The sequence below is a fragment of the Amycolatopsis sp. NPDC051716 genome, assembly GCF_040681595.1.
Classification (GTDB): Bacteria; Actinomycetota; Actinomycetes; order Mycobacteriales; family Pseudonocardiaceae; genus Amycolatopsis.
The window spans coordinates 85369-107708 of record NZ_JBFAZA010000020.1; the positions used below are offsets into that span (position 1 = coordinate 85369).

Here is a 22340-nt window from a genome sequence, read left to right on the forward strand (position 1 = left end):
GGTCCGTGGCCACGACGAAACCCGGCCGCAGCGGGGCGGGTTCAGTCGGTCCAGGAGGGTTTGCGCTTCTCGAGGAACGCCGCCATGCCTTCGCGGGCGCCGGGCAGCTGGGACGCCGCCGCCATGACCTCCAGCGCGATCGCGTACGCGTCTGCCTCGGGCCGGTCGAGCTGGGCGTACAACGTCACCTTGCCCATCGACTTGCTGGCGCGGCTGCCGCGCGTCGCCCGCGACAGCAGGTCCCCGACGGCGTCGTCGAGCTGGTCGTCCGGAACGACCCGGTTGACCAGGCCCCACTCCAACGCCGTCGCCGAGTCGATGACGTCGCCCGTCAGCGCCAGCTCCATCAGCCGCTTGCGGCCGATCGCGCGCGCCACCGGCACCGCCGGCGTGTGGCAGAACCAGCCGCCCTTGCCGCCCGGCAGCGCGAAGCCCGCCGACTCGGCGGCCACGGCCAGGTCGCACGACGCCACGAGCTGACAGCCCGCCGCGGTGGCCAGGCCGTGCACCCGCGCGATGACCACCTGCGGGATCGACTGCATCGTCTTCATCAGGTCCGTGCACACCGTGAGCAGCTCGCGCACGCCCATCAAGTCGCGCTTGGCCACGTCGCCGAAGTCGTGCCCCGCGGAGAACACCGGTCCCGCGCCGGCCAGCACGACGCCGGTCGCGTCGGACGTCCCCGCCGCGCGGAACGCGGCGAGCAGCTCGGCGAGGTGGTCCGCGGACAGCGAGTTGCGCCGCTCCGGCCGGTTCATGGTGATCGTGACGGTGTCGCCGTCCCGGCTCATCAGCAGGTGCTCGTACATTCCCCGACCGTAGCCCCTCCGGCCCGGAAAGTGCGCCGGTAACCGTCCGGGCCGACGCCGACCTCGGCCCGCATCCGCCGGCGCAGGTTGGCCGCCGTGCCCAGCCCCGATCGCTCGGCGACGCGCTCGACCGGCAGCGCCGTCGTCTCCAGCAGGCGCTGCGCGTACCGGACGCGCTGGACGCGCAGCCAGCGTCCCGGCGTGACGCCGGTGGCCGCCGCGAACTCGCGGTGGAACGTCCGCTCGCTCATCCGCGCGTGCCCGGCCAGGTCCTCGACCCCGATCCCGGCGCCGAGGCGGGCCAGCGCCCAGTCCATTGTGGACGCCAGGCCGGGCTGGGCCGCCGACGGCGGCAACGGGTTGTCGACGTACTGGCGCTGCCCGCCTTCGCGAGCGGGCGGCATCACCAGCCGGCGCGCCAGCCTGGCGGCGACGTCGGCGCCGTGGTCCCGCCGGACCAGGTACAGGCAGAGGTCGAGGCCGCCGACGACGCCCGCGGACGTCAACACCCCGCCGTCGTCGGTGTAGAGCACGTCACGCTGCAACTCCGCCCGCGGGGCGACGCCGGCGAGCGTGTCGAGGTCTCGCCAGTGCGTGGTGGCCGGGCGGCCGTCGAGCAGGCCGGCGACGGCCAGCGTGAACGCGCCGGAGCACAGCCCGGCGACCGTGCGCCCGTCCCGGTGGGCCCGCCGCAACGCCGTGACCGCCGACGCGGGCACCGGGGCGAGAGGGTCGTCGCGGCCCGGCGCCAGCACGAGGTCGCAGCCGTCGAGCCCGGCGAGCCCGTGCGTGGCCGCGACGTCACCGAACGGCGACGTACGGGTCCGCACCCGGCCCGGGCTGCACAGCCGCACGGTGAACGGGCCGATGCCGCTGTCGGTCCGGTCCTGGCCCCAGACCTCGCCGATCACCGCGAGGTCGAACATCCGGGTGCCCGGTAGCAGGAGGACGCCGATCGTGCGCATGGCAGAAAAGTACCGCATCGCGCGCCTTCTGCCACTCCCCTCGCCGTGCGTCGGACGGCAACACTCGACGTCATGACCGAAACGGCACTCATCCTGATCGACGTCCAGCACGGGTTCGACGACCCCGAGTTCTGGGGCCCGCGCAACAACCCGGGCGCCGAAGCGAACATGAAGGCCCTGCTCGACGCGTGGCAGGAGCGGCGGCTTCCGGTGGTGCTGGTGCACCACGACTCGCCGAAGCCCGGCTCGCCGCTGCGGCCCGGGCAGCCGGGCAACGACTTCAAGCCCGAACTCGACGGCGCGCGGCCGGACCTCGTCTTCGGCAAGCGGGTCAACTCGGCCTTCATCGGCGACGTCGACCTCGACGCGTGGCTGCGCAAGCGCGGCATCACGAGCATCGTGCTGGCGGGCATCCAGACGAACTTCTGCTGTGAGACCACCGCGCGGATGGGCGGGAACCTCGGCTACGACGTCACGTTCGCCCTCGACGCCACGTTCACGTTCGACCTCGAAGGCCCCGACGGCACCGTGCTCACCGCCGACGAGCTGTCCCGCGCGACGGCGACCAACCTGCACGGTGGCGGCTTCGCCACCGTGCGGTCCACAAAGGACATCCTGGCCGGGCTCAGCTGAGGCCGTGCCGCTCCCGGATCAGGCTGACGATGCCGTCCATGATCCCGGTGAGCTCGTAGTCCTTCGGCGTGAACACCCGGGCGATGCCGCGTTCGGTCAGCAGCGCGGCATCGTCCGGCGGGATGATCCCGCCGACGATCACCGGCACGTCGCCGGCGCCTGCCGCCCGCAGGCCGTCGACGACGTGCGGGACGACCTCGAGGTGCGAACCGGAGAGCACGGAAAGCCCGACGACGTGCACGCCTTCCTGCACCGCGGCGGCGACGATCTGCTCGGGCGTCAGCCGGATGCCCTGGTAGACGACCTCGAAGCCGACGTCGCGCGCCCGGACGGCGACCTGCTCGGCGCCGTTGGAGTGCCCGTCGAGGCCCGGCTTGCCGACCAGGATGCGCAGCCGCTCGCCCAGCTCCGCCCCGGTTTCCCGGACCCGCGCGCGCACCCGCTCCAGCTCGGGATCGCCCACGCCGGCGACCGCGGCGGCGGACACGCCGGTGGGCGCCCGGTATTCGCCGAACACCTCCCGCAGCGCGCCGGCCCACTCGCCGGTGGTCACGCCGGCCCGCGCACAGTCCACAGTGGCCTCGAAGAGGTTCTCCGTGGTCCGCGCGCGTTCCTTCAGCGTGGCCAGCGACCGCTCGACGGCGTCGTTGTCCCGCGCGGCGCGCCACTCTTCGATGGCGGTGACGGCGGCCTTCTCGACGGCGGGGTCGATCGTCTCGATCGCCTTCGCCCCTTCGGCCTGCAGCGGCGACGGCTCGGTCGTCCCGAACTTGTTGACCCCGACCAGGACCCGGTCGCCGTTCTCCATCTCGCGGCGGTACTCGGCCAGCGAGGCGACCAGCTGCGACTTCATGTAGCCGCTTTCCACCGCGGCGACCGCGCCGCCGAGGTCCTGGACGCGGGCGATCTCCTCGCGGGCGCCGGCCATGATCTCGTCGACCTTCGCCTGGATGACGTGCGAGCCGTCGAAGATGTCCTCGTACTCCAGCAGGTCCGTCTCGAACGCGAGGACCTGCTGCATCCGCAGCGCCCACTGCTGGTCCCACGGCCGCGGCAGGCCGAGGGCTTCGTTCCACGCGGGCAGCTGGATCGCGCGGGCGCGGGCACCGCGGGAAAGCGAGACCGCGAGCATCTCGAGCACGATCCGCTGGACGTTGTTCTCCGGCTGGGCTTCGGTGAGGCCCAGCGAGTTGACCTGCACGCCGTAGCGCAGCCGGCGGGCCTTGGGATCCGTTACCCCGTACCGGTCCCGCGTGAGCTCGTCCCAGAGCGCGGTGAACGCGCGCATCTTGGACATCTCCTCGACGAACCGGACACCGGCGTTGACGAAGAACGAGATCCGCGCGACGACCTTCGCCATGTCGGCCGCGTCGACCTGCCCCGAGTCGCGGACGGCGTCGAGCACGGCGATCGCGGTGCACAGCGCGTACGCGACCTCCTGCGTCGGCGTCGCGCCGGCTTCCTGCAGGTGGTAGCTGCAGATGTTGATCGGGTTCCACTTGGGGACGTGGTGCACGGTCCAGGCGATCACGTCGGTGATCAGCCGCAGGCTCGGCCCCGGCGGGAAGATGTAGGTCCCGCGGGACAGGTACTCCTTGATGATGTCGTTCTGCGTGGTGCCGGCGAGCTTCGCGAGCACCTCGTCCACATCGCGGCCCTCGGCCTCGGCCTGCTCACGCGCCACGGAGACGTACAGCGCGAGCAGCCACATGGCCGGCGCGTTGATGGTCATCGACGTGTTGGCTTCGGCGAGCGGGATGCCGTCGAAGAGCCGCCGCATGTCGCCGAGGTGCGACACCGGGACGCCGACCTTGCCGACCTCGCCGCGGGAGAGCTGGTGATCCGGGTCGTAGCCGGTCTGGGTGGGGAGGTCGAACGCCACCGAGAGGCCGGTCTGCCCCTTCGCGAGGTTGCGCCGGTACAGCTCGTTCGACGCGGCCGCGGACGAGTGACCCGCGTAGGTCCGCATCACCCACGGTCGGTCTCGCTCGCGGTCCGTTGGGTACGGCACAGGACACCTCCGGCGGTGGACGTTTCGTCGAGTGTACCGACCGGTAACTTATGGTGGCAGTGCAATCGGACACGTCCGGGTGACGTCAGTCCTGCGCCCGCACGATCAGGGCACCCAGCCCGTCGGCGTCCGGCACGTCGAACAGCTCGATCGGGGCCGATCCACTCCGCGTCGGCATCGAGTAGCCGAGCAGGTTCACGGACGCGTCCCGTCTCGTGAGGGTGAGCCTGCCGCCGCCGTCCTGGCCGCGCCGGACGACCGGCGGCTCCAGCTCACTCAGGTACTCGTACGCGCGGGTGCGGCCCGAGACGCGGTCGGCCACCACGACCCGCTGGTCGGTCACCGCGTACACCTCGCGCCGCGTCGTCCGGAGCCGCCAGAGCACCGGCGCCCAGACGACGGCGAGCCCGGCGATCCCCAAGGTCACGGCCACCCCCAGGGCCGGCAACCCGACGGCGGCGAACCCCGCCACCATGACCGAGCCGAAGACGATGCGGTACCACTCGAGACCCGTCGGGGCGATCCGCCGCGGCCGTCCCGACCACAGCAGTCGCTCACCCGGTTCCAGCGCGATCAACGGTTCGTCCACGGCGGCCTCCTCTTTGCCGGGCTCTCGAGCGTTCCTTCTGCCGGAACAGGCCCGAACGCGCTCGGACACGTCAGGCCTGCCCGGCCTGTGCCCACGCGATCAGGTCGCGGACACGCCCGGCCTCCGGCACGGCGACCAGGCCCGTCAACATCAGGGGCCCCGACGAAGGAGGGGGCATCAACGGGGGACGCGAGTACCTGCCGAAAACGATGGTTCCGCTGCCGTCCTGCCGGAGCCGGGCGACCGGCGGCGGCAGCGTGCCGAGATACGCCGACGAGAGCGTCCTTCCCGAGAACCGATCGGCCAGCACGATCCGCCGGTCGGTCACGATGTACTCGACACCGCGCCGCGCTCGCAACCTGACGACGACCGGCACCCAGACGAACGCGACACCGCCCACCCCGAGGGCCCATTCGAAGAGCGACAGCGAGTTCTGCCTGGCCACCGGGACCACGATGGCCACGATTATCCAGAGCAGGCCGAATGCGAACTGGTACCAGTCGAACCGGGCGAGGATGAGCCGCTGTGGCCGTCCCGACCACAGCAGCCGCTCACCCGGCAGCAGGACGTTCGTCGGCACATCCACGGCGACCTCCTCTTTGCCGGGCTGACGCTCCGGGAGGCCGTGCGGGTTGCCCGGTCAGGCGGCCGGGCTGTCCGCCTCCGGCGGGGCCTGGCGGGCTTTGGCCTCGTCGATCGCCTTGGTGAGCAGGTCGCGGACCCGCTTGGGCTCGCCGATGCCCATCAACGTCACCGTTCCCGGGCCGCCGAAGGCGATGGTCCCGGTGCGGGAGGGCCCGGTCTTGAGCACCGGGGCCGACAGGCCGGCCAGCTCGCTGGAGCGTTCCTTCTGCCGGAACAGGCCCGAGCGCGCGATGATCCGGCTGTCCGTCAGCGCGTAGGTGGTGCGCCCGAGCGCGAGGTACCGGACGACCGACCGGCCGACAGCGCCGTAGCAGCCGAGCACCAGCGCGACCACCGCGGCGGCCATGGTGAGGCCGCTCGGCTGCTTCGTGAGCAGGAACCAAAGGGAGGCGGCGGCGAGGACGAGACCCGCCGGGGCGATCACCCCGTCCGCGGCGACGTAGAGCGGGCGCTGGACCGGCTCCCCCGCCCAGAGCACGCGTTCACCGGGCAGAAGATCGATTTCGCCTGCTGACATGGCCGAACACTACTCTGCCGGAGCGTCTCCCGCCGAGTCCCGCGCGCGCCGCACGTGCTCGTGCACCCTCCGTGCGTGATCGATCGCGCGGAGCACCGGATCGCGTTCGGCGGACCGGTCGATGTGGACGATCCGGCGCCGTCGCCGGTCTTCCGCGCCGGCGAAGGTGATCGAGCCGGTGGCGTCGGGGTGCTGCCGCAGCACCGGTTCGGGCAGCTCGCCGGTGTCCGCCACTGGCGAAACCCGCGCAGATCCCGCCGAGGCGACCATGGAGACAGCGACCATGGAGACAGCGACCGTGACCTGCCCGGCGAGGGCGACCCGGCCGGTGCCGCCGGCGGCCTCCGCCCCCAAACAGCAGCCCCCACCCTCTCCGGGGGGCGTGCCCAAGTCCAGTCTATCGGCGGGGGCGGGCAAAATCGGCGGAAAGCCGTCCGGCGGCCGACTTGTCCACACCGTGCGCGAGATGTGGACTGTGTGACCGAAATCCGCGAGACCGGGCCGGTCCCGTCGGTTAGCGTGGGCAGCCGTGACGTGGAGTTCGTACGGGAGTTACCTGGTCATCGTGGTCCTGATCGTGCTCGCGCCGGGGCCGGACACGATGGTCATGCTCAAGAACGCGCTGTCCGGCGGGTTCCGGGGCGGGCTGCTCGCGTCGGTGGGCATCTTCGCCGGCAACGCCGTGCAGGGCAGCGCCGCGGCGCTGGGACTCGGCGTCCTCATCGCCCGCTCGCAGCCGGTGTTCCTCGCGCTCAAGTGGGCCGGCGCGGCCTACCTCGTCTTCCTCGGCGTCCAGGCGCTGCGCGGCGCGTTCCGCGGCAGCTACCACGCCGTCGAAGAGGCCCAGCGACGGCGGGGCGGCGGGTTCCGGCGGTTCCGCGAAGGCTTCCTCTCCAACATCACCAATCCGAAGGTGCTGGTGCTGTACCTGTCCGTGCTGCCGCAGTTCCTCGATCCGGGGCGCACCACGACGGGGGACGCGCTCGCGCTGGCCTACACCGTCGCCGTGCTCGGTGTGCTGTGGTTGCTGGTGCTGCTGGTGTTCGTGCACCGCGTGCGGGCGTGGCTGGAGCGCCGGCGGGTGCGCCGGGCGCTGGACGGCGTCACCGGTACCGCGCTGCTCGGCTTCGGCGCCGCCCTCGCCCTGGAGGCCTGATGACCTGGAGCACCTACGCGGGTTTCGCCGGGATGATGGCGTTCCTGGCGATGATGCCGGGCCCGGACACGATGGTCGTGCTGAAGAACGCCCTGACCGACGGCGCTCGTGGCGGCGGCTGGGCGTGCGCGGGGATCACCGTCGCGAACTTCTTGCAGGGCACGGCGGCCGCGCTCGGCCTGGGCGCGGTGATCACCCGCTACCGCCCGGTGTTCGAAACGGTGAAGTGGCTCGGCGCCGCGTACCTCGTCTTCCTCGGTGTCCAGGCCCTCCGCGGCGCCTGGCGCGGGAACTACGCGGCCCTCGACGACGTCCGGCGGGCCCGCGCCTCCCGCGGACGGCGGTTCCGCGAAGGGTTCCTGTCCAACATCACCAACCCCAAGGTGATCGTGTTGTACCTGTCGGTGCTGCCGCAGTTCCTGACGCCGGGCGTGACGGACCAGGCCGACGCGCTGCTGCTCGCGTACACGGTCGCGGCCCTGGGCGTCGTGTGGCAGGTGCTGCTGCTGTTCTTCGTGCACCGGGTCCGGGGCTGGCTGGGGCAGCGGAAGGTGCGCCGGGCGATGGACGGCGCGACGGGCACCGCGCTGGTGGGCTTCGGCGCGGCGCTCGCCCTCGAAGGTTAAAGCGTCCGGTCCAGCCAGTCGTAGATCCGGCCCGTCGCCAGCCGCTGGGCGCCGACGTGGCAGTGCGCGTCCGCGCCCTCCTCCGCCGTGAACGTCAGCAGCGTCTTCGGTGCCTCCAAGTGCGCGTACAGCCGCCGGGGCTCGGTCTCCCGCGAACCACCGAAGAAGAGGTCGTCGGCCGCTTCGCACACCAGGACCGGGCAGGTGATCTTCTCCGCGACGCCGTCTTCGAGCGTGTACTCCAGGTACTTCGCGACGAACTCGCGGTCGGTCGCCGCGCCCAGCACGTACCGGCCGTGGTCGCACGCCCAGCGCAGCGTCGGGCTCGTTCGGCGCCCCGCGGCGAGCAGCGCGTCGAACTCCTCGTCGTGCGGCGCCCGGGCCCGGCGCACGATCTCCTCGCGCGGCCACGGCAACATCGACGTCACCGCGGACCCCGCGTCGTACACGCCGTCCACCGCGACCACCGCGGCCAGGCGGGGCTCGAACGCCGCCGCGCGCGGGGCCAGCATGCCGCCCAAGCTCACGCCGAGCAGCGCGATGCGCGCCGGGTCGACTCCTTCGAGCGCCAGCGCGAAGTCCACCACCGGCGTGACCACGTGCTCCCAGTCCGGGCGAAACAGGAGCTTTTCGCGCCGGACCGCGCTCGGCTGGCCGGGGCCGTCGAACGTCAGAACGTGGTAGCCGTGCGAAGCGCCGGCCGCCGCGCCCAGGTAGTGCAGTTCCTCGGCGCTGCCGTCGAAACCGTTGTGCATGATCAGCAACGGCTTCGGGTCCTCGCCCGGCGCGCGGTAGAAGTAGCCGTGCAGAACCGTGCCGTCGTAAGGGATTTCGACCGGCTCGGCCACCCCCGCCCGGCGGAAGCACTCGACGCTGCGGTCGTACGCCGCCGCGATCCGCGGGTCCGCCGGGTCGCCGTGCAGGAAGAATTCCGAGGAGAAGTAGTACGTCGACGCGCGCAGCAGCAGGTCGCGCGCGGTGACCGGCCCCGCCTCGGCCGCTTCGGCGTACAGCCGGTCGGCCAGCGCGCGGTAGGCGTCGTGCCAGCTGTCGTAGTCGCCCGGCGTCACCGTCGAGGCCGCCGCGAGGACCTCGCCGAAGTCCGAGCCGCCGTAGGCCGCGTGCCCGAACAGGCGCAGGGTTTCGAACCAGAACTGGACGTCGTCTTCGAACATCAGCTGCTTCACCGGATCTCCTCCTGCACAAAAGTTTCGAACGACCGGGCCGGCCGTCCGGTGACCTGCTCGACGACCGTGGTGACGCGGTCTTCGGCGCCGCGGCGGATGTCCTCGTCGAGGGCGGCCAGCACGCGGGCGAACTCGGCGGGAGTTCCCGACGCCGTCACGTGCTCGGCGAACTCGGCCGTGCCGACGGCGCGGTGCCGCACCGGGCGGCCGAGGTGCGCGGCCACGATCGCGGCCGCTTCGGCGTAGCTCAAGGCCGCCGGTCCGGTCAGGACGTGTCCGGTGTTGTGCGGTACCGGATCGGTCAGCGCGCGCACGGCGACCGCCGCGATGTCGCCGGCGTCGACGAACGCGACCCGGGCGTCGCCGGTGGCCGTGACGATCTCGCCGTCCCGAACGCCCTGGGCGACCAGGTGCTCGCCGGTGAAGTTCTGCATGAACCAGGACGGCCTCAGCACGGCCCACTCCGGCGCCGTGCGCACCAGCTTCTGCAGTGCGCCGAGCCCGGGCGTGTCCTCGGTGACGGCCGACGAGCTGAGCAGGACGACCCGCCGCACGCCCGCGTCGAGGGCATCCGCCAAGAACGGCTCCACCAGCACCGCGGGCGAAGCCTCGCCGATCGGGGCCAGCAGGTACACCGCGGAGGCCCCGCGCAGCGCGCCGGCGTGGGTCGAGCGGTCGGCCCAGTCGAACCGGACCTGGCCGGGCTCCGCCGGCTTCCGCGTGGCCGCCCGGGCCGGGACTCCCGCGGCACGCAGGCCCGCGACGACCCGGCGGCCGGTCGTGCCGGTGCCGCCGAGGACCAGGACGTCAGCCACGGTCGCCCCCGGTGAAGGCCGCGGTCAGCTCTTCGACGCCGCCGAGGACCTCGGCCGCGGCCAGCGGGCTCCAGTAGTCGCGGTAGCTGCGGATCTCGCCGTCCTCGACGGTGAGCACGGCGATGTAGGACAGCTCGTACGGCTTCCGCGTCGCCACCACGACCCCGGCGACGGTGAACTCGACGACGACCACGGCCGGGTCGGTGGTTTCGTGCACGGTCTTGGCCGTGACTTCGCGGATGTCGAGCAGGTTCGGGTAGTCGCGCAGGTACTCGCGGATCGCGTCGCGGCCCTCGACCCGCTTCGGGTAGCCCGGCCCGGCGAACGGGAACTCGAGGACGCCGTCCTCGGCCCAGAGCCCGGCGAACCCGGCCATGTCGTGCTTGAGCAGCAGTTCGAGCGCGTGCTCGACGAAGTCGCGCATCGCAGCCTCCTTCAACGTTCGGACGAGACGGTACCGTCCCGTCGTAACCATAGACGGGACGGTACCGTTCCGTCCACCCGCTAGACTGTGCTCCATGGCACGCACCCCGACCGGCGCCGCGGTCCTCCAGCCCGAGGTCACGCAGGCGATCACCGACGCCGTCCTGAACGAACTCGCCGAGCAGGGCTACGGGCGCTTGTCCATGGAAGCGGTGGCCAAGCGGGCGGGCGTCGGCAAGAGCGCGCTGTACCGCCGCTGGCGCTCGAAGCCCGAGATGATCACCGCGGTCGTCGCGGAGTTCAGCGTCACCCGCGCGACCGACGTCGACACCGGCTCACTGCGCGGCGACCTGCGCGAAACGATGCAGGGCCTGATCGACTGGCTGACGCACCCGCTGTTTTCGCGCATCCTGCCGGACCTGGTCGCCGAGGGCGTGCGAAGCCCCGACACCGCGGAGAGCACGCGCACGAGCATCGGCGGGCCGCGGCGCGAGGTCGGCGAGGCGATGCTGCGCCGCGCCATCGCGCGCGGCGAGCTGCCCGGAGACCTCGACATGGAGATGGCGCTGGACGTCCTGGCCGCGCCGATCTACTGGCGCCTGGTGGTCCGGCAGGCGCCCGCCGAGCCGGACTACCTGGACCGGCTCGTGGAGTACGCCCTGCGCGCACTGGGCGCGCAGGGCGGGTGACTCACTTCCGCTCAGGCTCGCCGGCGACGCGCTTGATGTTCGCGCCCAGGCGGTTCAGGTTCTCGACGAAGTGCGGGTAGCCGCGGTCGATGTGGAAGACGTCCCACACCTCGGTGACGCCGTCCGCGCACAGGCCGGCGAGCACCAGCCCCGCGCCCGCGCGGATGTCCGACGCCCAGACCGGCGCGCTCGAGAGCCGTTCGACGCCGCGGACCACCGCGTGGTGGCCGTCCGTGCGGGCGTCGCCCGACAACCTGACCATCTCTTCGATGAAGCGGAAGCGCGCCTCGTAGACGTTCTCCGTGATCATCGACGTGCCTTCCGACACCGCCGACAGCGCCACCGCGAACGGCTGCAGGTCGGTCGCGAAGCCGGGGTACGGCAGCGTCACCCAGTCGACCGCCTTCGGGCGCTCCGGCTGGACCACGCGGAAACCCTTGTCCCCGAACGTTTCGACGTCCGCGCCGGCCAGCTGGAGCTTGTTCAGCACCAGGTCGAGGTGGTGCGGGTTGACCCCGCGCACGGTGATGTCGCCGCGGGACATCGAGGCGGCGAACGCCCAGGTGGCGCCCACGATCCGGTCGCCGATCACGCTGTGCGTCGTGGGGTGCAGCTGCTCCACGCCGTGCACGGTCAGCGTCGACGTGCCGGCGCCCTCGATCTTCGCGCCCATCTCGATGAGCATCGTGCAGATGTCGACGATCTCCGGCTCGCGCGCGCAGTTGTCGATGACCGTGGTGCCCTCGGCCAGCACGGCCGCCATCAGGATGTTCTCGGTCGCGCCGACGCTCGGGAAGTCCAGCCAGATCTGCGCGCCGACCAGCGTCTCGGCCTTCGCGACGACGCAGCCGTGCTCGATCGTGCTCGTCGCGCCCAGCTTGCGCAGGCCGTTCTGGTGCATGTCCAGCGGGCGCGAGCCGATCGCGTCGCCGCCCGGCAGCGCCACGACGGCCTGCTTCAGCCGGCCGACCAGCGGCCCCAGCACGCAGACGGACGCGCGCAGCTTGCCCATCGCCGCCGAATCCGCGCGGTGCGACAGCTCGGCCGGCGTCGTGATGGTGGCGGTGTCGCCCTCGATCACGACCTCGCAGCCGACGCTCCGCAGCACGTCGCCCATCAGCGGGACGTCGAGGATCTGCGGGCAGTTCGTGATGGTCGTGGTGCCCTCGGCCAGCAGTGCCGCGGCCATCAGCTTCAGCACGCTGTTCTTGGCGCCGACCACGTCGACCTCGCCGACCAGCCGGGCTCCGCCATGCACGTCGAAGTGCTCGCTCATGGCCGCCAATCATGCCCTCTCGCCCGGATTCGGCCCGGGCGGGGGCCGCTATGGTGGGTTCATGGTCGTTCGCATCAACCGCGTCTACACGAAGGTCGGCGACAACGGCACGACCGCGCTCGGCGACGGGTCCCGCGTGCCGAAGACGTCCCCGCGACTGGGCGCGTACGCGGACACGGACGAGACGAACTCGGTGCTCGGCCTGGCGATCGCGGTCGGCGGCCTGCCGGCCGAGGTGACGGACGTGCTGCGCACGGTGCAGAACGATCTCTTCGACGTCGGGGCCGACCTCTGCCTACCGATCTCCGACGACCCGCCGTACCCGCCGCTGCGGATCACCGAGGAGTACGTCTCCCGGCTCGAGACCTGGTGCGACGAGTTCAACGAGCGGCTGCCGAAGCTGACGTCGTTCATCCTGCCGGGCGGCACTCCGGGCGCGGCGTTCCTGCACCAGGCGCGCACGGTGTCGCGACGCGCGGAGCGCTCGGCCTGGGCCCTCTACGAGGCGGAGCCGGAGACGACGAACCCGATCGCCCTGAAGTACCTGAACCGGCTGTCGGACCTGCTGTTCATCCTCGCCCGGCTGGCCAATCCCGAGGGTGACGTGCTGTGGGCGCCGGGCGGGCAGCCCTAGATCCCCCAGCCCTCCCGCAGGGTCCCCAGGGCCTGGTGGAAGCCGGGGAAGGTCTTCTTCACGCACTCCGGGTCGTCCAGGGTCACGCCGTCGACCAGCAGGCCCGTGATGCTGAACGCCATCGCGATCCGGTGGTCACGGCGGCAGGACACCACGGTGCCCGTGGGCTCGCCCGGCTGGATCTCGATCCAGTCGCGGCCGGTCGCCACCTCGATGCCCATCGCGCGCAGGTTCTCCTCGCACGCGTCGAGCCGGTCGCACTCCTTGATGCGCGTGTTGTAGACGTCCTCGATGCGCACCGGGCCGGAGGCGAACGGCGCGATCGCCGCCAGGGTGGGGACCGTGTCGGAGATGTCCCGCATGTTCACCGTGATGCCGCGCAGGCCGTCCGACGGGCCCGCGACCGTCACCGAGTCCGGCGTCAGGTCGACGTGCGCGCCCATCTCCCGCAGCACGTCGGCGAACTTCACGTCGCCCTGCAGGGCGTCCGAGCCGAGGCCCGGGATGGTCACCGTGCGGCCGGTGACCGCCGCCGCGGCCAGGAAGTAGCTCGCCGTCGACGCGTCCGGCTCCACCGGGTACGCGCACCCCTGGTACGGCTGCGCCGGGACCACGAACGTCTGCCCCTCGCGGCGGACGTCGACGCCGAAGCGGCGCATCATCTCCAGCGTGATTTCGACGTACGGCACCGACACGAGGTCGGTCACCGTGATCCGCAGGCCCTCCGCGGTCAGCGGCCCGACCAGCAGCAACGCCGTCAGGAACTGCGAGGACAGCCCCGCGTCCAGGGTCAGCTCGCCGCCCTTGATGCCGTTCGCGCGGACCGTCAGCGGGTGGTGACCCGGCTCGCCGCGGAACTCGAGGTCGACGCCCAGCTCCTGCAGGGCGTCGGTGAGCGGCCCCAGCGGGCGGCGGCGCATCTGGTCGGAGGCGTCGAAGCGGAAGGTGCCGGTGCCGGCCGCGGCCAGCGCGGGCAGGAACCGGGCCGTCGTGGCGCCGTCCCGGCAGAAGACGTCGGCTTCGGCGACCCCCGGACCCGACGGCCGGCCCTCGATGGTCCACTCGCCCGGCTGCCGGTCGACGCGGTAGCCGAGCTCGACCAGGCCCTCGGCGAAGCCCTCGGTGTCGTCCGAGTGCAACGGACGGCCGAGCACGGTGGTGCCGTGCGCGGCGGCGGCGAGGAACAGGCCACGGGCGGTGACGGACTTGGAGCCGGGGATCTCGACGAGAGTCACACCGTGAGTTTAGTGGGGGGAAATCTCGGCCATCGGGCCCCAGTCGGAGGCGTCCTGGACGTTGATGATCCGCGGGTTGTCGGAGATGTACGCACCCAGCGTCGCGACCGCCGTCTTGAAGTGCTCGGAGCCGACGTGCGCGACGGCCGCGTCCTGCCCCTCGAAGCCCTCGACCAGCACGTACGTGTTCCGGTCGTCGACGCTGCGGGACCACTCGAAGAACTTGTTACCGGCCTCGGCACGGGTGCCGCGGGTGAAGTCCCCGACGATGTCGAGCCAGGAGTCCGCGTGCTCGGCCTTCACCGGCCACTTGACCACGATGAGAATCATGGCCTCCACGGTAAACCCGCGCAGCCACCGCCGGCTGTCTCGGAATGAGACAGGTCAGGACGCCCGCGGGAGGCGCCGCCCGGGCGGGGCGGACTCGAGCCACGAAAGGAAGCCCGTCAGCGCACCCGGTCCCATGGCGATCTCGATCGCCTCCTGGGTCTCCGACTCGCAGCGCAGCACGGTCGAGCCCTCGGGAACGGCGTAGGCCTCGGTGCCGGACGGGTCCCGGCGGTCGGCGATCTGCATGCTTTCGCGCTGGAAGACGCGGTCCGCGCCGGTGCGCAGGCTCCACACCCGGTACCAGACGAACTCGTCGCCCTCGTAGCGGCCGAGCCCCAGGTGCCAGCTGGAACGCGGGTTGTCCGGACGCCACCGCAGCGCGACGCTCACGCCACCACCGCGGCGCATCCGGATCCACCGCTGGCCGTACCAGGCGGCCAGCACCGCGAGCACGATCAGGAGCCCTGCTACGACCACGGTGATCTTCACGGCCCGGCTCCTGCCCGTCTCGCGCTCAGGCCGACTGACCCGCTGCGCGGAGCTGGGCCGAAGCCCTCGCCCGCTCGGTTTCGTCGTCCCCGGTCAGGGCCGCCTTGGCTGCCTCGACGTCGATCTCGTCCGAGAGCTCGGCGCTCTCGGCGAGGATGCTCACCCCGGTACCGGTCACGGACAGGAACCCGCCGTGGACGGCCGCGCAGACCGTCTCCCCGTCGGTGGTCGTCACCTTGACCACGCCACCCTCGACCAGCTGACCGAGCACGGGTTCGTGACCGGCCATGATGCCGATCTCGCCCTCGGTGGTCTGGGCCACCACGAAAGTGGCAGTACCCGACCAGAGACGGCGCTCGACGGCCACCAGCTCCACGGACATCTCAGCCACGTAGCACTCCTTCGCTCGGGGTGTTACCACCGAGTGTAATAGGTCTGTCTCCTGGTATGAGAACGGCGGGGGCCCGAGTCCATATAGGACACTGCCCCCGCCGCCCTCGACTGCGTCTGCTAACGCATCACTTCTTGGTGATTTCCTTGTACTTCTTCTCGAGGTCCTCGAGGCCACCGATACCCAGGAACGCCTGCTCCGGGTAGTGGTCGAAGTCACCCTTGGTGATGCGGTCGAACGACTCGATGGTCTCCGACAGCGGCACCGTCGAGCCCGGGATCTGCGTGAACGCCTCGGCGACCAGCATGTTCTGCGACAGGAACCGCTCGATGCGGCGCGCGCGCTGAACGGTCAGCTTGTCCTCTTCCGACAGCTCGTCCATACCGAGGATCGCGATGATGTCCTGCAGTTCCTTGTACTTCTGCAGGATCCGGATGACCTCGGAGGCGACGCGGTAGTGGTCCTCACCGACGATGGCCGGGTCGAGGATCGTCGACGTCGACGCCAGCGGGTCCACCGCCGGGAAGATGCCCTTCTGGAACACCGACCGGGAGAGCTCGGTGGTGGCGTCCAGGTGGGCGAACGTCGCGGCCGGGGCCGGGTCGGTGTAGTCGTCCGCGGGGACGTAGATCGCCTGCATCGAGGTGATCGAACGACCCCGGGTCGAGGTGATCCGCTCCTGCAGCTGCCCCATCTCGTCGGCCAGCGTCGGCTGGTAACCCACGGCCGACGGCATGCGGCCCAGCAGGGTCGACACCTCCGAGCCGGCCTGGGTGAACCGGAAGATGTTGTCGATGAACAGCAGCACGTCCTGGTTCTGGACGTCGCGGAAGTACTCCGCCATGGTCAGCGCGGACAGCGCGACCCGCATGCGGGTGCCCGGCGGCTCGTCCATCTGGCCGAAGATGAGGGCGGTGTCGTTGATGACGCCGTCCTCGGACATCTCCAGGAAGAGGTCGTTGCCCTCACGGGTGCGCTCGCCGACGCCGGCGAACACCGAGGTACCACCGAAGTTCCGGGCGACGCGGGTGATCATCTCCTTGATGAGCACCGTCTTGCCGACGCCGGCCCCGCCGAACAGGCCGATCTTGCCACCCTGGACGTACGGGGTGAGCAGGTCGACGACCTTGAGGCCGGTCTCCAGCATCTCGGTCTTGCCCTCGAGCTGGTCGAAGGACGGCGCGTTGCGGTGGATGCCCCAGCGCTCGAGGTCATCGCCGTAGCCGGGCTCGTCGAGGCACTCGCCGAGGGCGTTGTAGACGTGACCCTTGACCTTGTCGCCGACCGGGACCGTGATCGGGCCGCCGGTGTCGGTGACCTCGGCGCCGCGCACCAGGCCGTCCTGCGGCTGCAGGGAGATGGTGCGGACGAGGTTGTCACCCAGGTGGGAGGCGACCTCGAGCGTCACCGTCTTGCGGAGCTGCTCGAACTCGATCTCGACCTTGAGGGCGTTGAACTGCTCGGGGACGGAACCGCGCGGGAACTCGACGTCGACGACCGGACCGGTCACCGACACGATGCGCCCCTTGGCGCGCGGAGCTTCAGTACTGGTCATCAATCATCACTTCCTGCTGCGGTGAGCGCGTTCGCGCCACCGACGATTTCGGAGATCTCCTGGGTGATCTGCGCCTGGCGGGCCTGGTTCATCTCCCGCGTCAGGTTGCCCACCAGGTCGTTCGCGTTGTCCGAGGCGGCCTTCATCGCCGTCCGGCGGGCGGCCAGCTCGGACGCCGCCGACTCGAGGAAGGCCGCGTAGAGCCGCGTGTTGATGTACTTCGGCAGCAGAGCGTCCAGCAGCGTGTCGGCACTCGGCTCGAACTCGTAGCTGGGGAGCAGCTCGCCCGGCTTCGGCTGCTGCTCCTCCTCGCCGTCGGTGTACTCGACCTCGAGCGGCGCGACGCGCTTGGCGACCGGCCGCTGGGTCAGCATCGACACGAACTCGGTGTAGACGATGTGGATCTCGTCGACACCCGTGACGCCGTCGGTGTTGCCGTGCTCGTCGTCGACACCGGCCATGAACGACTCGACCAGGGTCTCACCGGCCGCCACCGCGCCGGCGTAGGTCGGCTGGTCGGAGAAGCCCGTCCAGCTGTCCTCGACCGGGCGGTTGCGGAACCGGTAGTAGTTCAGGCCCTTGTTGCCCGTGACGTAGACCTGGGGCTCCTTGCCCTCCGAACGCAGGAGGGCGAGCAGCTCTTCGGTCGCGCGCAGCACGTTGGAGTTGTAGCCACCGCACTGGCCCTTGTCACTGGTCACGACCAGGACAGCGGCCCGCTTCGGGTTCGGGCGCTCGACCAGCATCGGGTGGTCGAGGTTGGCCGCCGCACCGGCCAGCGCCGAGAGCACCTTGGTGATCTCGTCCGCGTACGGCCGGGAGGCGGCGACCTTCGCCCGCGCCTTGGTGATGCGCGCGGTGGCGATGAGCTCCATCGCCTTGGTGATCTTGCCGATCGACTTGGTCGCCTTGATGCGCGACCGGAGTTCCCGGAGTTGTGCGGCCATGAGCTATCAGCTCACTTCTTCGGGGCGGGCTTGTTGACCTTGACGGTCTCGTGCCCGACCTTGTCGGCGTCCATCGCGTCGGCGTCCGCCTCGACCAGGGACTTGCCCTCGGACGTGGTGAACTCCTTCTTGAACTCGTTCACCGCGGCGACCAGCTTGTCGGCGGTCTCGTCCTCGAACTTGCCGCTCTCGCGGATCGTGTCGAGGATCTCGGCGTGCTTGCGCCGGGCCGAGTCGAGGAACTCGTGGTTGAAGCGGCGGACGTCCTCGGTCGGGACCGAGTCGTAGTGGCCGTTCGTGCCCAGCCACACCGTGCAGACCTGCTCCTCGACCGGGATCGGCGAGTACTGCGGCTGCTTGAGCACCTCGTACAGGCGGGCACCGCGCTCGAGCTGCGCCTTCGACGCGTCGTCGAGGTCCGAGGCGAAGGCCGCGAAGGCCTCCAGCTCGCGGTACTGCGACAGGTCGATCCGGAGCGAACCGGAGACCGACTTCATCGCCTTGACCTGCGCGGCACCACCCACGCGGGACACCGAGATGCCCACGTCGATGGCCGGGCGCTGGCCGGCGTTGAACAGGTCCGACTGGAAGAAGCACTGGCCGTCGGTGATCGAGATGACGTTGGTCGGGATGTAGGCCGACACGTCGTTCGCCTTGGTCTCGATGATCGGGAGACCGGTGAGCGAGCCGGCGCCCAGCTCGTCCGACAGCTTCGCGCACCGCTCCAGCAGGCGGGAGTGCAAGTAGAAGACGTCGCCGGGGAACGCCTCGCGGCCCGGCGGGCGGCGCAGCAGCAGCGAGATCGCGCGGTAGGCGTCGGCCTGCTTGGTCAGGTCGTCGAACACGATGAGGACGTGCTTGCCCTCGTACATCCAGTGCTGGCCGATGGCCGAGCCGGTGTACGGCGCGATCCACTTGAAGCCGGCGGAGTCCGAAGCCGGGGCCGCGACGATGGTGGTGTACTCCATCGCGCCGGAGTCCTCGAGGGACTTCTTGACCGCGGCGATCGTCGAGCCCTTCTGGCCGACGGCGACGTAGATGCAGCGAACCTGCTTCTTCGGGTCGCCGGTCTCCCAGTTGGCCTTCTGGTTGATGATCGTGTCCACGGCGACGGCGGTCTTGCCCGTCTTGCGGTCACCGATGATCAGCTGGCGCTGGCCGCGCCCGATCGGCGTCATCGCGTCGATGGCGGTGATGCCGGTCTGCAGCGGCTCCGACACCGGCTGGCGCTCGACCACCGAGGCGGCCTTCAGCTCCAGCGCGCGGCGGTCGGTGGTCTCGATCTCGCCGAGGCCGTCGATCGCCTGGCCCAGCGGGTTGACGACGCGGCCGAGGTAGCCGTCGCCGACCGGCACCGACAGGACCTGCCCGGTGCGCTTGACCTGCTGGCCCTCTTCGATGCTTTCGAAGTCACCGAGGATCGCGGCACCGATGGAGCGCGCGTCCAGGTTCAGGGCGACGCCCAGGACGCCGCCGGGGAACTCGAGCAGCTCGTTGGCCATGGCCGAGGGGAGGCCCTCGACGTGGGCGATACCGTCACCCGCGTCGATCACGACGCCAACTTCTTCCCGGCTCACGTCCGGGGCGTAACTCGAGACGTAGTTCTCGATCGCGCTACGGATCTCATCCGAGGAGATCGTCAGCTCGGCCATGTCTTTCCCGCTCTCGCTTCGTTCTTGCCAGTATGCAAAGTCTTGTGTGACCTGGGGCTATGCCCGGGCCAGCCGCCTGCGCAACGCCGCGAGCTGCCCCGCCGCGCTTCCGTCGATGACCTCGTCGCCGACGCGGACGACGAGCCCGCCGCCGAGACTGGGGTCGACCTCGACGTGCAGCGCGATCGACCGCCCGTAGATGGCGTTCAGCTTCGCGCCCAGCTGGGCGGTCTGCTCGTCGGTCAGGGCGCTCGCACTGGTCACGTAGGCCACCGAGCGCTGACGCCGCTCCGCGGCCAGCTTGACCAGCGCGTCGAGGCCGACGCCGACACCGCGCCCCTTGGCCCGGCGGACGACCTGCTCGACGAGGGTCTCGGTGACCACGTCCACCTTGTCGGCGAACAGCCCGCGCACCAGGTTCCGCTTGGCATCCGCGGGACCGGCCAGGTCCGACAGTGCGGTCTCGAGCTCCGGGTGGTGGGCCACCACGCGCGCGACCTGGAACAGCTGGGTCTCGACGGCGTCGATGTTGCCGGTCTTTTCGGCCGCAGTGAGCAGCGCGGAGTACCCGAGCGACTCGAGTCCGTCGACCAGCTGACGAGGGCTGGACCAGCGGCTGCCCGCCACGGCGTCGAGCACCTTCAGGGCCGGTTCGGACAGCTTGCCGTCGAACAGCCGGCGCACCAGCTCGGAGCGTGACTCCGGCGTCGCCGAAGCGTCACTCACCGCCCGGCGCAGGCCGATCTCCCGGTCCAGCAGGTCGACGACGGAGAGCAGCTCGTCGCCGACCGTGGCCGCGTCGGCTCCCGCGTCGGCCAGAACCTCGCCGAGGCGTTCCTCGGCGAGGCCGAGCGCTTCACGGCTCGCAGCATGCAGCGTCATCTCTGGTTACTTCCCCGCTCCGTTGGAGGCACCCGAGGTCTCCAGCTCCGCCAGGAACCGGTCGACGGTGCCGCGGCGGCGCGCCTCGTCCTCGAGCGACTCGCCGACGATCCGGCTGGCCAGCTCGACGGCGTTGCGGCCCATGTCGGCCCGCAGCTCCGCGATGATCTGCGCCTTCTGGGCCTGCAGCTGAGCCTGCCCCTGGGCGACGATCCGCTGGGACTCGGCTTCCGCGTCGGCCCGCAGCTCCGCCTTGATCTGCTCGGCTTCGAGCCGGGCGTCGTCGCGGATCTTCGCGGCTTCGGTCCGGGCCTCCTGCAGCTGGGCCTTGTACTTGGCCAGCGCCTCTTCGGCCTCGGCCTGAGCCCGCTCGGCCTTCTCGATGCCTCCCTCGATCTTCTGCGCACGCTCTTCGTACGCGGCCTCGAAGCGAGGGACGACGTACTTCTTCAGAACGAGCAGCAGGATCACGAAGGCGACGATCCCGAGAATGACCTCGGGAATGTGCGGGAGGATCGGGTTGGGCGCCTCTTCGGCGGCCAACACCAATTCAGTCTTCAGCACGACGTCTCCTTAAGCGATGAGCTGACGAACTCAGGCAGCGGAGGCGATGAAGTAGATGACGATACCGATCAGGGCCAGCACCTCGGTCAGCACGAAGGTCGAGAAGCCGATGCCCTGGAGCTTGCCCTGCGCCTCAGGCTGACGCGCGGTGCCGTTGATGACGGCGGCGAAGATCAGACCCACACCGATGCCCGGGCCGATCGCGCCCAGGCCGTAACCGATGGCGGCGAGGCCGGGGTTGATGTTGGCGGCCTGCTCCGCGGCCTGGGCCAGAACGATGTTGCTCACGTGCATTTCCCTTCACTTCGGTCCACGCGCTCGCGCGGATCGGGGGCTTGTGTTCTCAGTGCTCCGACGCCAGCGCGGCGCCGATGTACCCGGCCGACAGCAGGGCGAAGATGAAGGCCTGCAGCACCTGGATGAAGGCCTCGAGGAAAGTCATCAGGATCGCGAAGGCGAACGCCACCGGCGAGACGAGCTTCAGCCCGATCCCGTCGGTCTCGTTCAGCAGGAAAGTGCCGCCGAGGGTGAACACCATGATGATGAGGTGACCGGCGAACATCGCGGCGAACACCCGGATGGCGAGCGTGGCCGGCGCGATGAAGAACTTCTGCGCGAACTCGATCGTCGAAAACAGCGGCAGCACGAAGCCCGGCACTCCGGCCGGCGCGAGCTCCTTCTTCAGGTAACCCTTGAAGCCGTGGCGCTTGAAGCCGACGTAGTGGTACACCGGGTAGACGACCAGCACCGAGAGCGCGAGCGGGAAACCGATCCGCGCCATCGTCGGGAACTGGAAGAACGGGATGATCCCGAACAAGTTGTTCACCAGTACGAAGGTGAACAGCGCGAGGATCAGCGGGATGAACGGCTTGAAGTCCTTCGAGCCGATCTGTTCCCTGGCGATGTTGTTGCGGCCGAAGTCGTAGATGGATTCGGCGATGAACTGCGACTTGCCGGGGACGACCTTCAGCTTCCGGGACGCCAGCACGAAGTAGGCGATGATGATGATCACGGAGATCACCACGAGCAGCATCGGCTTGGTGAAGCTGCCCCAGTACCCGGAGCCGAAGAGAGGCGGCAGGTTGAAGTCCGCCACACCGGGGGGCTTGAATGTCTCACCCTCGGTCAGTACCAGCGCGCCCACTGGGCTCCTTCCGGTTCTCCCGGCCGGCGTTCACTCCGCCGGGGGAATCGTCACGATCTGGACTTAACGTACCCGATACGTATCGGGACGTCGGAGGCGGCTGCCCCACTGTGCGATGAACACGGCTTCACGTTCTGCACACGGGGTTGTCTCGCGTGAACACTGCCCTGCGGTCT

The 22340-nt window shown here is 70.5% G+C and carries 27 protein-coding genes; 5 read left to right on the forward strand and 22 right to left on the reverse strand.

The window, feature by feature from the left end; all coding sequences use genetic code 11:
- Positions 1 to 41: 41 nt before the first annotated feature.
- Both AB0M30_RS26830 and AB0M30_RS26835 read right to left on the reverse strand, forming a co-directional pair.
- On the reverse strand, positions 42 to 809 hold the full coding sequence (locus AB0M30_RS26830; RefSeq protein ID WP_364588740.1) for an enoyl-CoA hydratase-related protein: 768 nt from the start codon (positions 807 to 809) through the stop codon (positions 42 to 44).
- Positions 791 to 1774 carry a helix-turn-helix domain-containing protein gene (locus AB0M30_RS26835; protein WP_364588743.1) on the reverse strand — a complete coding sequence of 328 codons (984 nt, stop codon included), beginning with the start codon at positions 1772 to 1774 and terminating at the stop codon, positions 791 to 793. Before AB0M30_RS26835 ends, AB0M30_RS26830 begins: the two co-directional genes overlap by 19 nt.
- A gap of 72 nt (positions 1775 to 1846) precedes the next feature.
- On the opposite strand from AB0M30_RS26835, the gene AB0M30_RS26840 reads away from it, so the two are divergent.
- Positions 1847 to 2407: a cysteine hydrolase family protein gene (locus AB0M30_RS26840; RefSeq protein WP_364588746.1), complete on the forward strand. Its 561-nt coding sequence runs from the start codon at positions 1847 to 1849 to the stop codon at positions 2405 to 2407.
- Here AB0M30_RS26840 and AB0M30_RS26845 read toward each other — a convergent pair.
- The 5 genes from AB0M30_RS26845 to AB0M30_RS26865 all read right to left on the reverse strand — a co-directional run bounded on the left by AB0M30_RS26845 (position 2400) and on the right by AB0M30_RS26865 (position 6523).
- Positions 2400 to 4418 (reverse strand): protein meaA, encoded by a 2019-nt coding sequence (locus AB0M30_RS26845; protein ID WP_364588749.1) that lies wholly within the window; start codon positions 4416 to 4418, stop codon positions 2400 to 2402. The two genes, AB0M30_RS26840 and AB0M30_RS26845, sit on opposite strands and share 8 nt — an antisense overlap.
- 85 nt (positions 4419 to 4503) lie before the next feature.
- The gene (locus tag AB0M30_RS26850) at positions 4504 to 5007 is read right to left on the reverse strand and encodes a hypothetical protein (protein ID WP_364588752.1); all 504 of its coding nucleotides are present in this window, start codon (positions 5005 to 5007) and stop codon (positions 4504 to 4506) included.
- Between the two features lie 70 nt (positions 5008 to 5077).
- The gene (locus AB0M30_RS26855; protein WP_364588755.1) at positions 5078 to 5593 is read right to left on the reverse strand and encodes a hypothetical protein; all 516 of its coding nucleotides are present in this window, start codon (positions 5591 to 5593) and stop codon (positions 5078 to 5080) included.
- A gap of 54 nt (positions 5594 to 5647) precedes the next feature.
- The gene (locus AB0M30_RS26860) at positions 5648 to 6169 is read right to left on the reverse strand and encodes a PH domain-containing protein (protein ID WP_364588758.1); all 522 of its coding nucleotides are present in this window, start codon (positions 6167 to 6169) and stop codon (positions 5648 to 5650) included.
- Between the two features lie 9 nt (positions 6170 to 6178).
- Complete coding sequence (locus tag AB0M30_RS26865; RefSeq protein WP_364588761.1) at positions 6179 to 6523, reverse strand: hypothetical protein; 345 nt, start codon at positions 6521 to 6523, stop codon at positions 6179 to 6181.
- Positions 6524 to 6698: 175 nt separating this feature from the next.
- On the opposite strand from AB0M30_RS26865, the gene AB0M30_RS26870 reads away from it, so the two are divergent.
- Both AB0M30_RS26870 and AB0M30_RS26875 read left to right on the forward strand, forming a co-directional pair.
- Positions 6699 to 7325: a LysE family translocator gene (locus tag AB0M30_RS26870; protein WP_364588764.1), complete on the forward strand. Its 627-nt coding sequence runs from the start codon at positions 6699 to 6701 to the stop codon at positions 7323 to 7325.
- Complete coding sequence (locus tag AB0M30_RS26875) at positions 7325 to 7951, forward strand: LysE family translocator (protein ID WP_364588766.1); 627 nt, start codon at positions 7325 to 7327, stop codon at positions 7949 to 7951. Before AB0M30_RS26870 ends, AB0M30_RS26875 begins: the two co-directional genes overlap by 1 nt.
- Here the strand turns inward: AB0M30_RS26875 and AB0M30_RS26880 are convergent.
- The 3 genes from AB0M30_RS26880 to AB0M30_RS26890 are packed head-to-tail and all read right to left on the reverse strand — an operon-like array spanning position 7948 to position 10428.
- Positions 7948 to 9138, reverse strand: coding sequence for an alpha/beta fold hydrolase (locus AB0M30_RS26880; RefSeq protein ID WP_364588769.1), 1191 nt, complete (start codon positions 9136 to 9138; stop codon positions 7948 to 7950). The genes AB0M30_RS26875 and AB0M30_RS26880 overlap by 4 nt on opposite strands.
- Entirely contained in the window at positions 9135 to 9953 is an 819-nt protein-coding gene (locus tag AB0M30_RS26885) for an NAD(P)H-binding protein (protein ID WP_364588772.1), read from the reverse strand. Before AB0M30_RS26885 ends, AB0M30_RS26880 begins: the two co-directional genes overlap by 4 nt.
- On the reverse strand, positions 9946 to 10428 hold the full coding sequence (locus AB0M30_RS26890) for a nuclear transport factor 2 family protein (protein ID WP_364588775.1): 483 nt from the start codon (positions 10426 to 10428) through the stop codon (positions 9946 to 9948). The genes AB0M30_RS26885 and AB0M30_RS26890 overlap by 8 nt, the downstream gene beginning before the upstream one ends.
- Before the next feature lie 43 nt (positions 10429 to 10471).
- Between AB0M30_RS26890 and AB0M30_RS26895 the strand changes: the two genes are divergently transcribed.
- The gene (locus tag AB0M30_RS26895; protein ID WP_364588778.1) at positions 10472 to 11065 is read left to right on the forward strand and encodes a TetR/AcrR family transcriptional regulator; all 594 of its coding nucleotides are present in this window, start codon (positions 10472 to 10474) and stop codon (positions 11063 to 11065) included.
- Position 11066: 1 nt separating this feature from the next.
- Here the strand turns inward: AB0M30_RS26895 and murA are convergent, their stop codons facing one another.
- The gene (gene murA / locus AB0M30_RS26900) at positions 11067 to 12341 is read right to left on the reverse strand and encodes a UDP-N-acetylglucosamine 1-carboxyvinyltransferase (RefSeq protein WP_360173909.1); all 1275 of its coding nucleotides are present in this window, start codon (positions 12339 to 12341) and stop codon (positions 11067 to 11069) included.
- Between the two features lie 61 nt (positions 12342 to 12402).
- On the opposite strand from murA, the gene AB0M30_RS26905 reads away from it, so the two are divergent.
- On the forward strand, positions 12403 to 12975 hold the full coding sequence (locus tag AB0M30_RS26905) for a cob(I)yrinic acid a,c-diamide adenosyltransferase (protein ID WP_364588781.1): 573 nt from the start codon (positions 12403 to 12405) through the stop codon (positions 12973 to 12975).
- Here AB0M30_RS26905 and aroA read toward each other — a convergent pair.
- From aroA to atpB, 11 genes are all read right to left on the reverse strand, one after another.
- Positions 12972 to 14210 carry a 3-phosphoshikimate 1-carboxyvinyltransferase gene (gene aroA, locus AB0M30_RS26910; RefSeq protein ID WP_364588784.1) on the reverse strand — a complete coding sequence of 413 codons (1239 nt, stop codon included), beginning with the start codon at positions 14208 to 14210 and terminating at the stop codon, positions 12972 to 12974. The two genes, AB0M30_RS26905 and aroA, sit on opposite strands and share 4 nt — an antisense overlap.
- Positions 14211 to 14219: 9 nt before the next feature.
- Positions 14220 to 14540 (reverse strand): putative quinol monooxygenase, encoded by a 321-nt coding sequence (locus tag AB0M30_RS26915; RefSeq protein ID WP_364588787.1) that lies wholly within the window; start codon positions 14538 to 14540, stop codon positions 14220 to 14222.
- A gap of 54 nt (positions 14541 to 14594) precedes the next feature.
- Positions 14595 to 15029, reverse strand: a complete 435-nt coding sequence (locus AB0M30_RS26920; protein WP_013229520.1) for a DUF2550 domain-containing protein — start codon at positions 15027 to 15029, stop codon at positions 14595 to 14597.
- A gap of 25 nt (positions 15030 to 15054) precedes the next feature.
- On the reverse strand, positions 15055 to 15420 hold the full coding sequence (locus AB0M30_RS26925; protein ID WP_003102658.1) for a F0F1 ATP synthase subunit epsilon: 366 nt from the start codon (positions 15418 to 15420) through the stop codon (positions 15055 to 15057).
- Positions 15421 to 15547: 127 nt separating this feature from the next.
- On the reverse strand, positions 15548 to 16975 hold the full coding sequence (gene atpD / locus AB0M30_RS26930; protein WP_103344263.1) for a F0F1 ATP synthase subunit beta: 1428 nt from the start codon (positions 16973 to 16975) through the stop codon (positions 15548 to 15550).
- Complete coding sequence (locus AB0M30_RS26935; protein WP_103344262.1) at positions 16975 to 17922, reverse strand: F0F1 ATP synthase subunit gamma; 948 nt, start codon at positions 17920 to 17922, stop codon at positions 16975 to 16977. The genes atpD and AB0M30_RS26935 overlap by 1 nt, the downstream gene beginning before the upstream one ends.
- A gap of 11 nt (positions 17923 to 17933) precedes the next feature.
- Positions 17934 to 19574, reverse strand: a complete 1641-nt coding sequence (gene atpA, locus AB0M30_RS26940) for a F0F1 ATP synthase subunit alpha (protein ID WP_360173892.1) — start codon at positions 19572 to 19574, stop codon at positions 17934 to 17936.
- A gap of 57 nt (positions 19575 to 19631) precedes the next feature.
- Complete coding sequence (locus AB0M30_RS26945; RefSeq protein WP_364588791.1) at positions 19632 to 20456, reverse strand: F0F1 ATP synthase subunit delta; 825 nt, start codon at positions 20454 to 20456, stop codon at positions 19632 to 19634.
- Positions 20457 to 20462: 6 nt separating this feature from the next.
- Positions 20463 to 21020 carry a F0F1 ATP synthase subunit B gene (locus tag AB0M30_RS26950; RefSeq protein ID WP_364588794.1) on the reverse strand — a complete coding sequence of 186 codons (558 nt, stop codon included), beginning with the start codon at positions 21018 to 21020 and terminating at the stop codon, positions 20463 to 20465.
- Between the two features lie 30 nt (positions 21021 to 21050).
- A complete protein-coding gene (locus tag AB0M30_RS26955) occupies positions 21051 to 21308 on the reverse strand; it encodes an ATP F0F1 synthase subunit C (RefSeq protein WP_033261340.1) in 258 nt (85 codons plus the stop codon).
- 55 nt (positions 21309 to 21363) lie between these two features.
- Positions 21364 to 22164 carry a F0F1 ATP synthase subunit A gene (gene atpB / locus AB0M30_RS26960; protein ID WP_364588797.1) on the reverse strand — a complete coding sequence of 267 codons (801 nt, stop codon included), beginning with the start codon at positions 22162 to 22164 and terminating at the stop codon, positions 21364 to 21366.
- Positions 22165 to 22340: the final 176 nt, after the last annotated feature.

Coding starts and splice junctions, on each gene's coding strand:
- AB0M30_RS26905 (WP_364588781.1), top strand. CDS start 12,403: ATGGTCGTTCGCATCAACCGCGTCTACACGAAGGTCGGCGACAACGGC.
- AB0M30_RS26830 (WP_364588740.1), bottom strand. CDS start 809: ATGTACGAGCACCTGCTGATGAGCCGGGACGGCGACACCGTCACGATC.
- AB0M30_RS26860 (WP_364588758.1), bottom strand. CDS start 6,169: ATGTCAGCAGGCGAAATCGATCTTCTGCCCGGTGAACGCGTGCTCTGG.
- atpA (WP_360173892.1), bottom strand. CDS start 19,574: ATGGCCGAGCTGACGATCTCCTCGGATGAGATCCGTAGCGCGATCGAG.
- atpD (WP_103344263.1), bottom strand. CDS start 16,975: ATGACCAGTACTGAAGCTCCGCGCGCCAAGGGGCGCATCGTGTCGGTG.
- AB0M30_RS26835 (WP_364588743.1), bottom strand. CDS start 1,774: ATGCGCACGATCGGCGTCCTCCTGCTACCGGGCACCCGGATGTTCGAC.
- AB0M30_RS26890 (WP_364588775.1), bottom strand. CDS start 10,428: ATGGTTACGACGGGACGGTACCGTCTCGTCCGAACGTTGAAGGAGGCT.
- AB0M30_RS26935 (WP_103344262.1), bottom strand. CDS start 17,922: ATGGCCGCACAACTCCGGGAACTCCGGTCGCGCATCAAGGCGACCAAG.
- AB0M30_RS26945 (WP_364588791.1), bottom strand. CDS start 20,456: ATGACGCTGCATGCTGCGAGCCGTGAAGCGCTCGGCCTCGCCGAGGAA.
- AB0M30_RS26875 (WP_364588766.1), top strand. CDS start 7,325: ATGACCTGGAGCACCTACGCGGGTTTCGCCGGGATGATGGCGTTCCTG.
- AB0M30_RS26895 (WP_364588778.1), top strand. CDS start 10,472: ATGGCACGCACCCCGACCGGCGCCGCGGTCCTCCAGCCCGAGGTCACG.
- AB0M30_RS26915 (WP_364588787.1), bottom strand. CDS start 14,540: ATGATTCTCATCGTGGTCAAGTGGCCGGTGAAGGCCGAGCACGCGGAC.
- AB0M30_RS26840 (WP_364588746.1), top strand. CDS start 1,847: ATGACCGAAACGGCACTCATCCTGATCGACGTCCAGCACGGGTTCGAC.
- murA (WP_360173909.1), bottom strand. CDS start 12,341: ATGAGCGAGCACTTCGACGTGCATGGCGGAGCCCGGCTGGTCGGCGAG.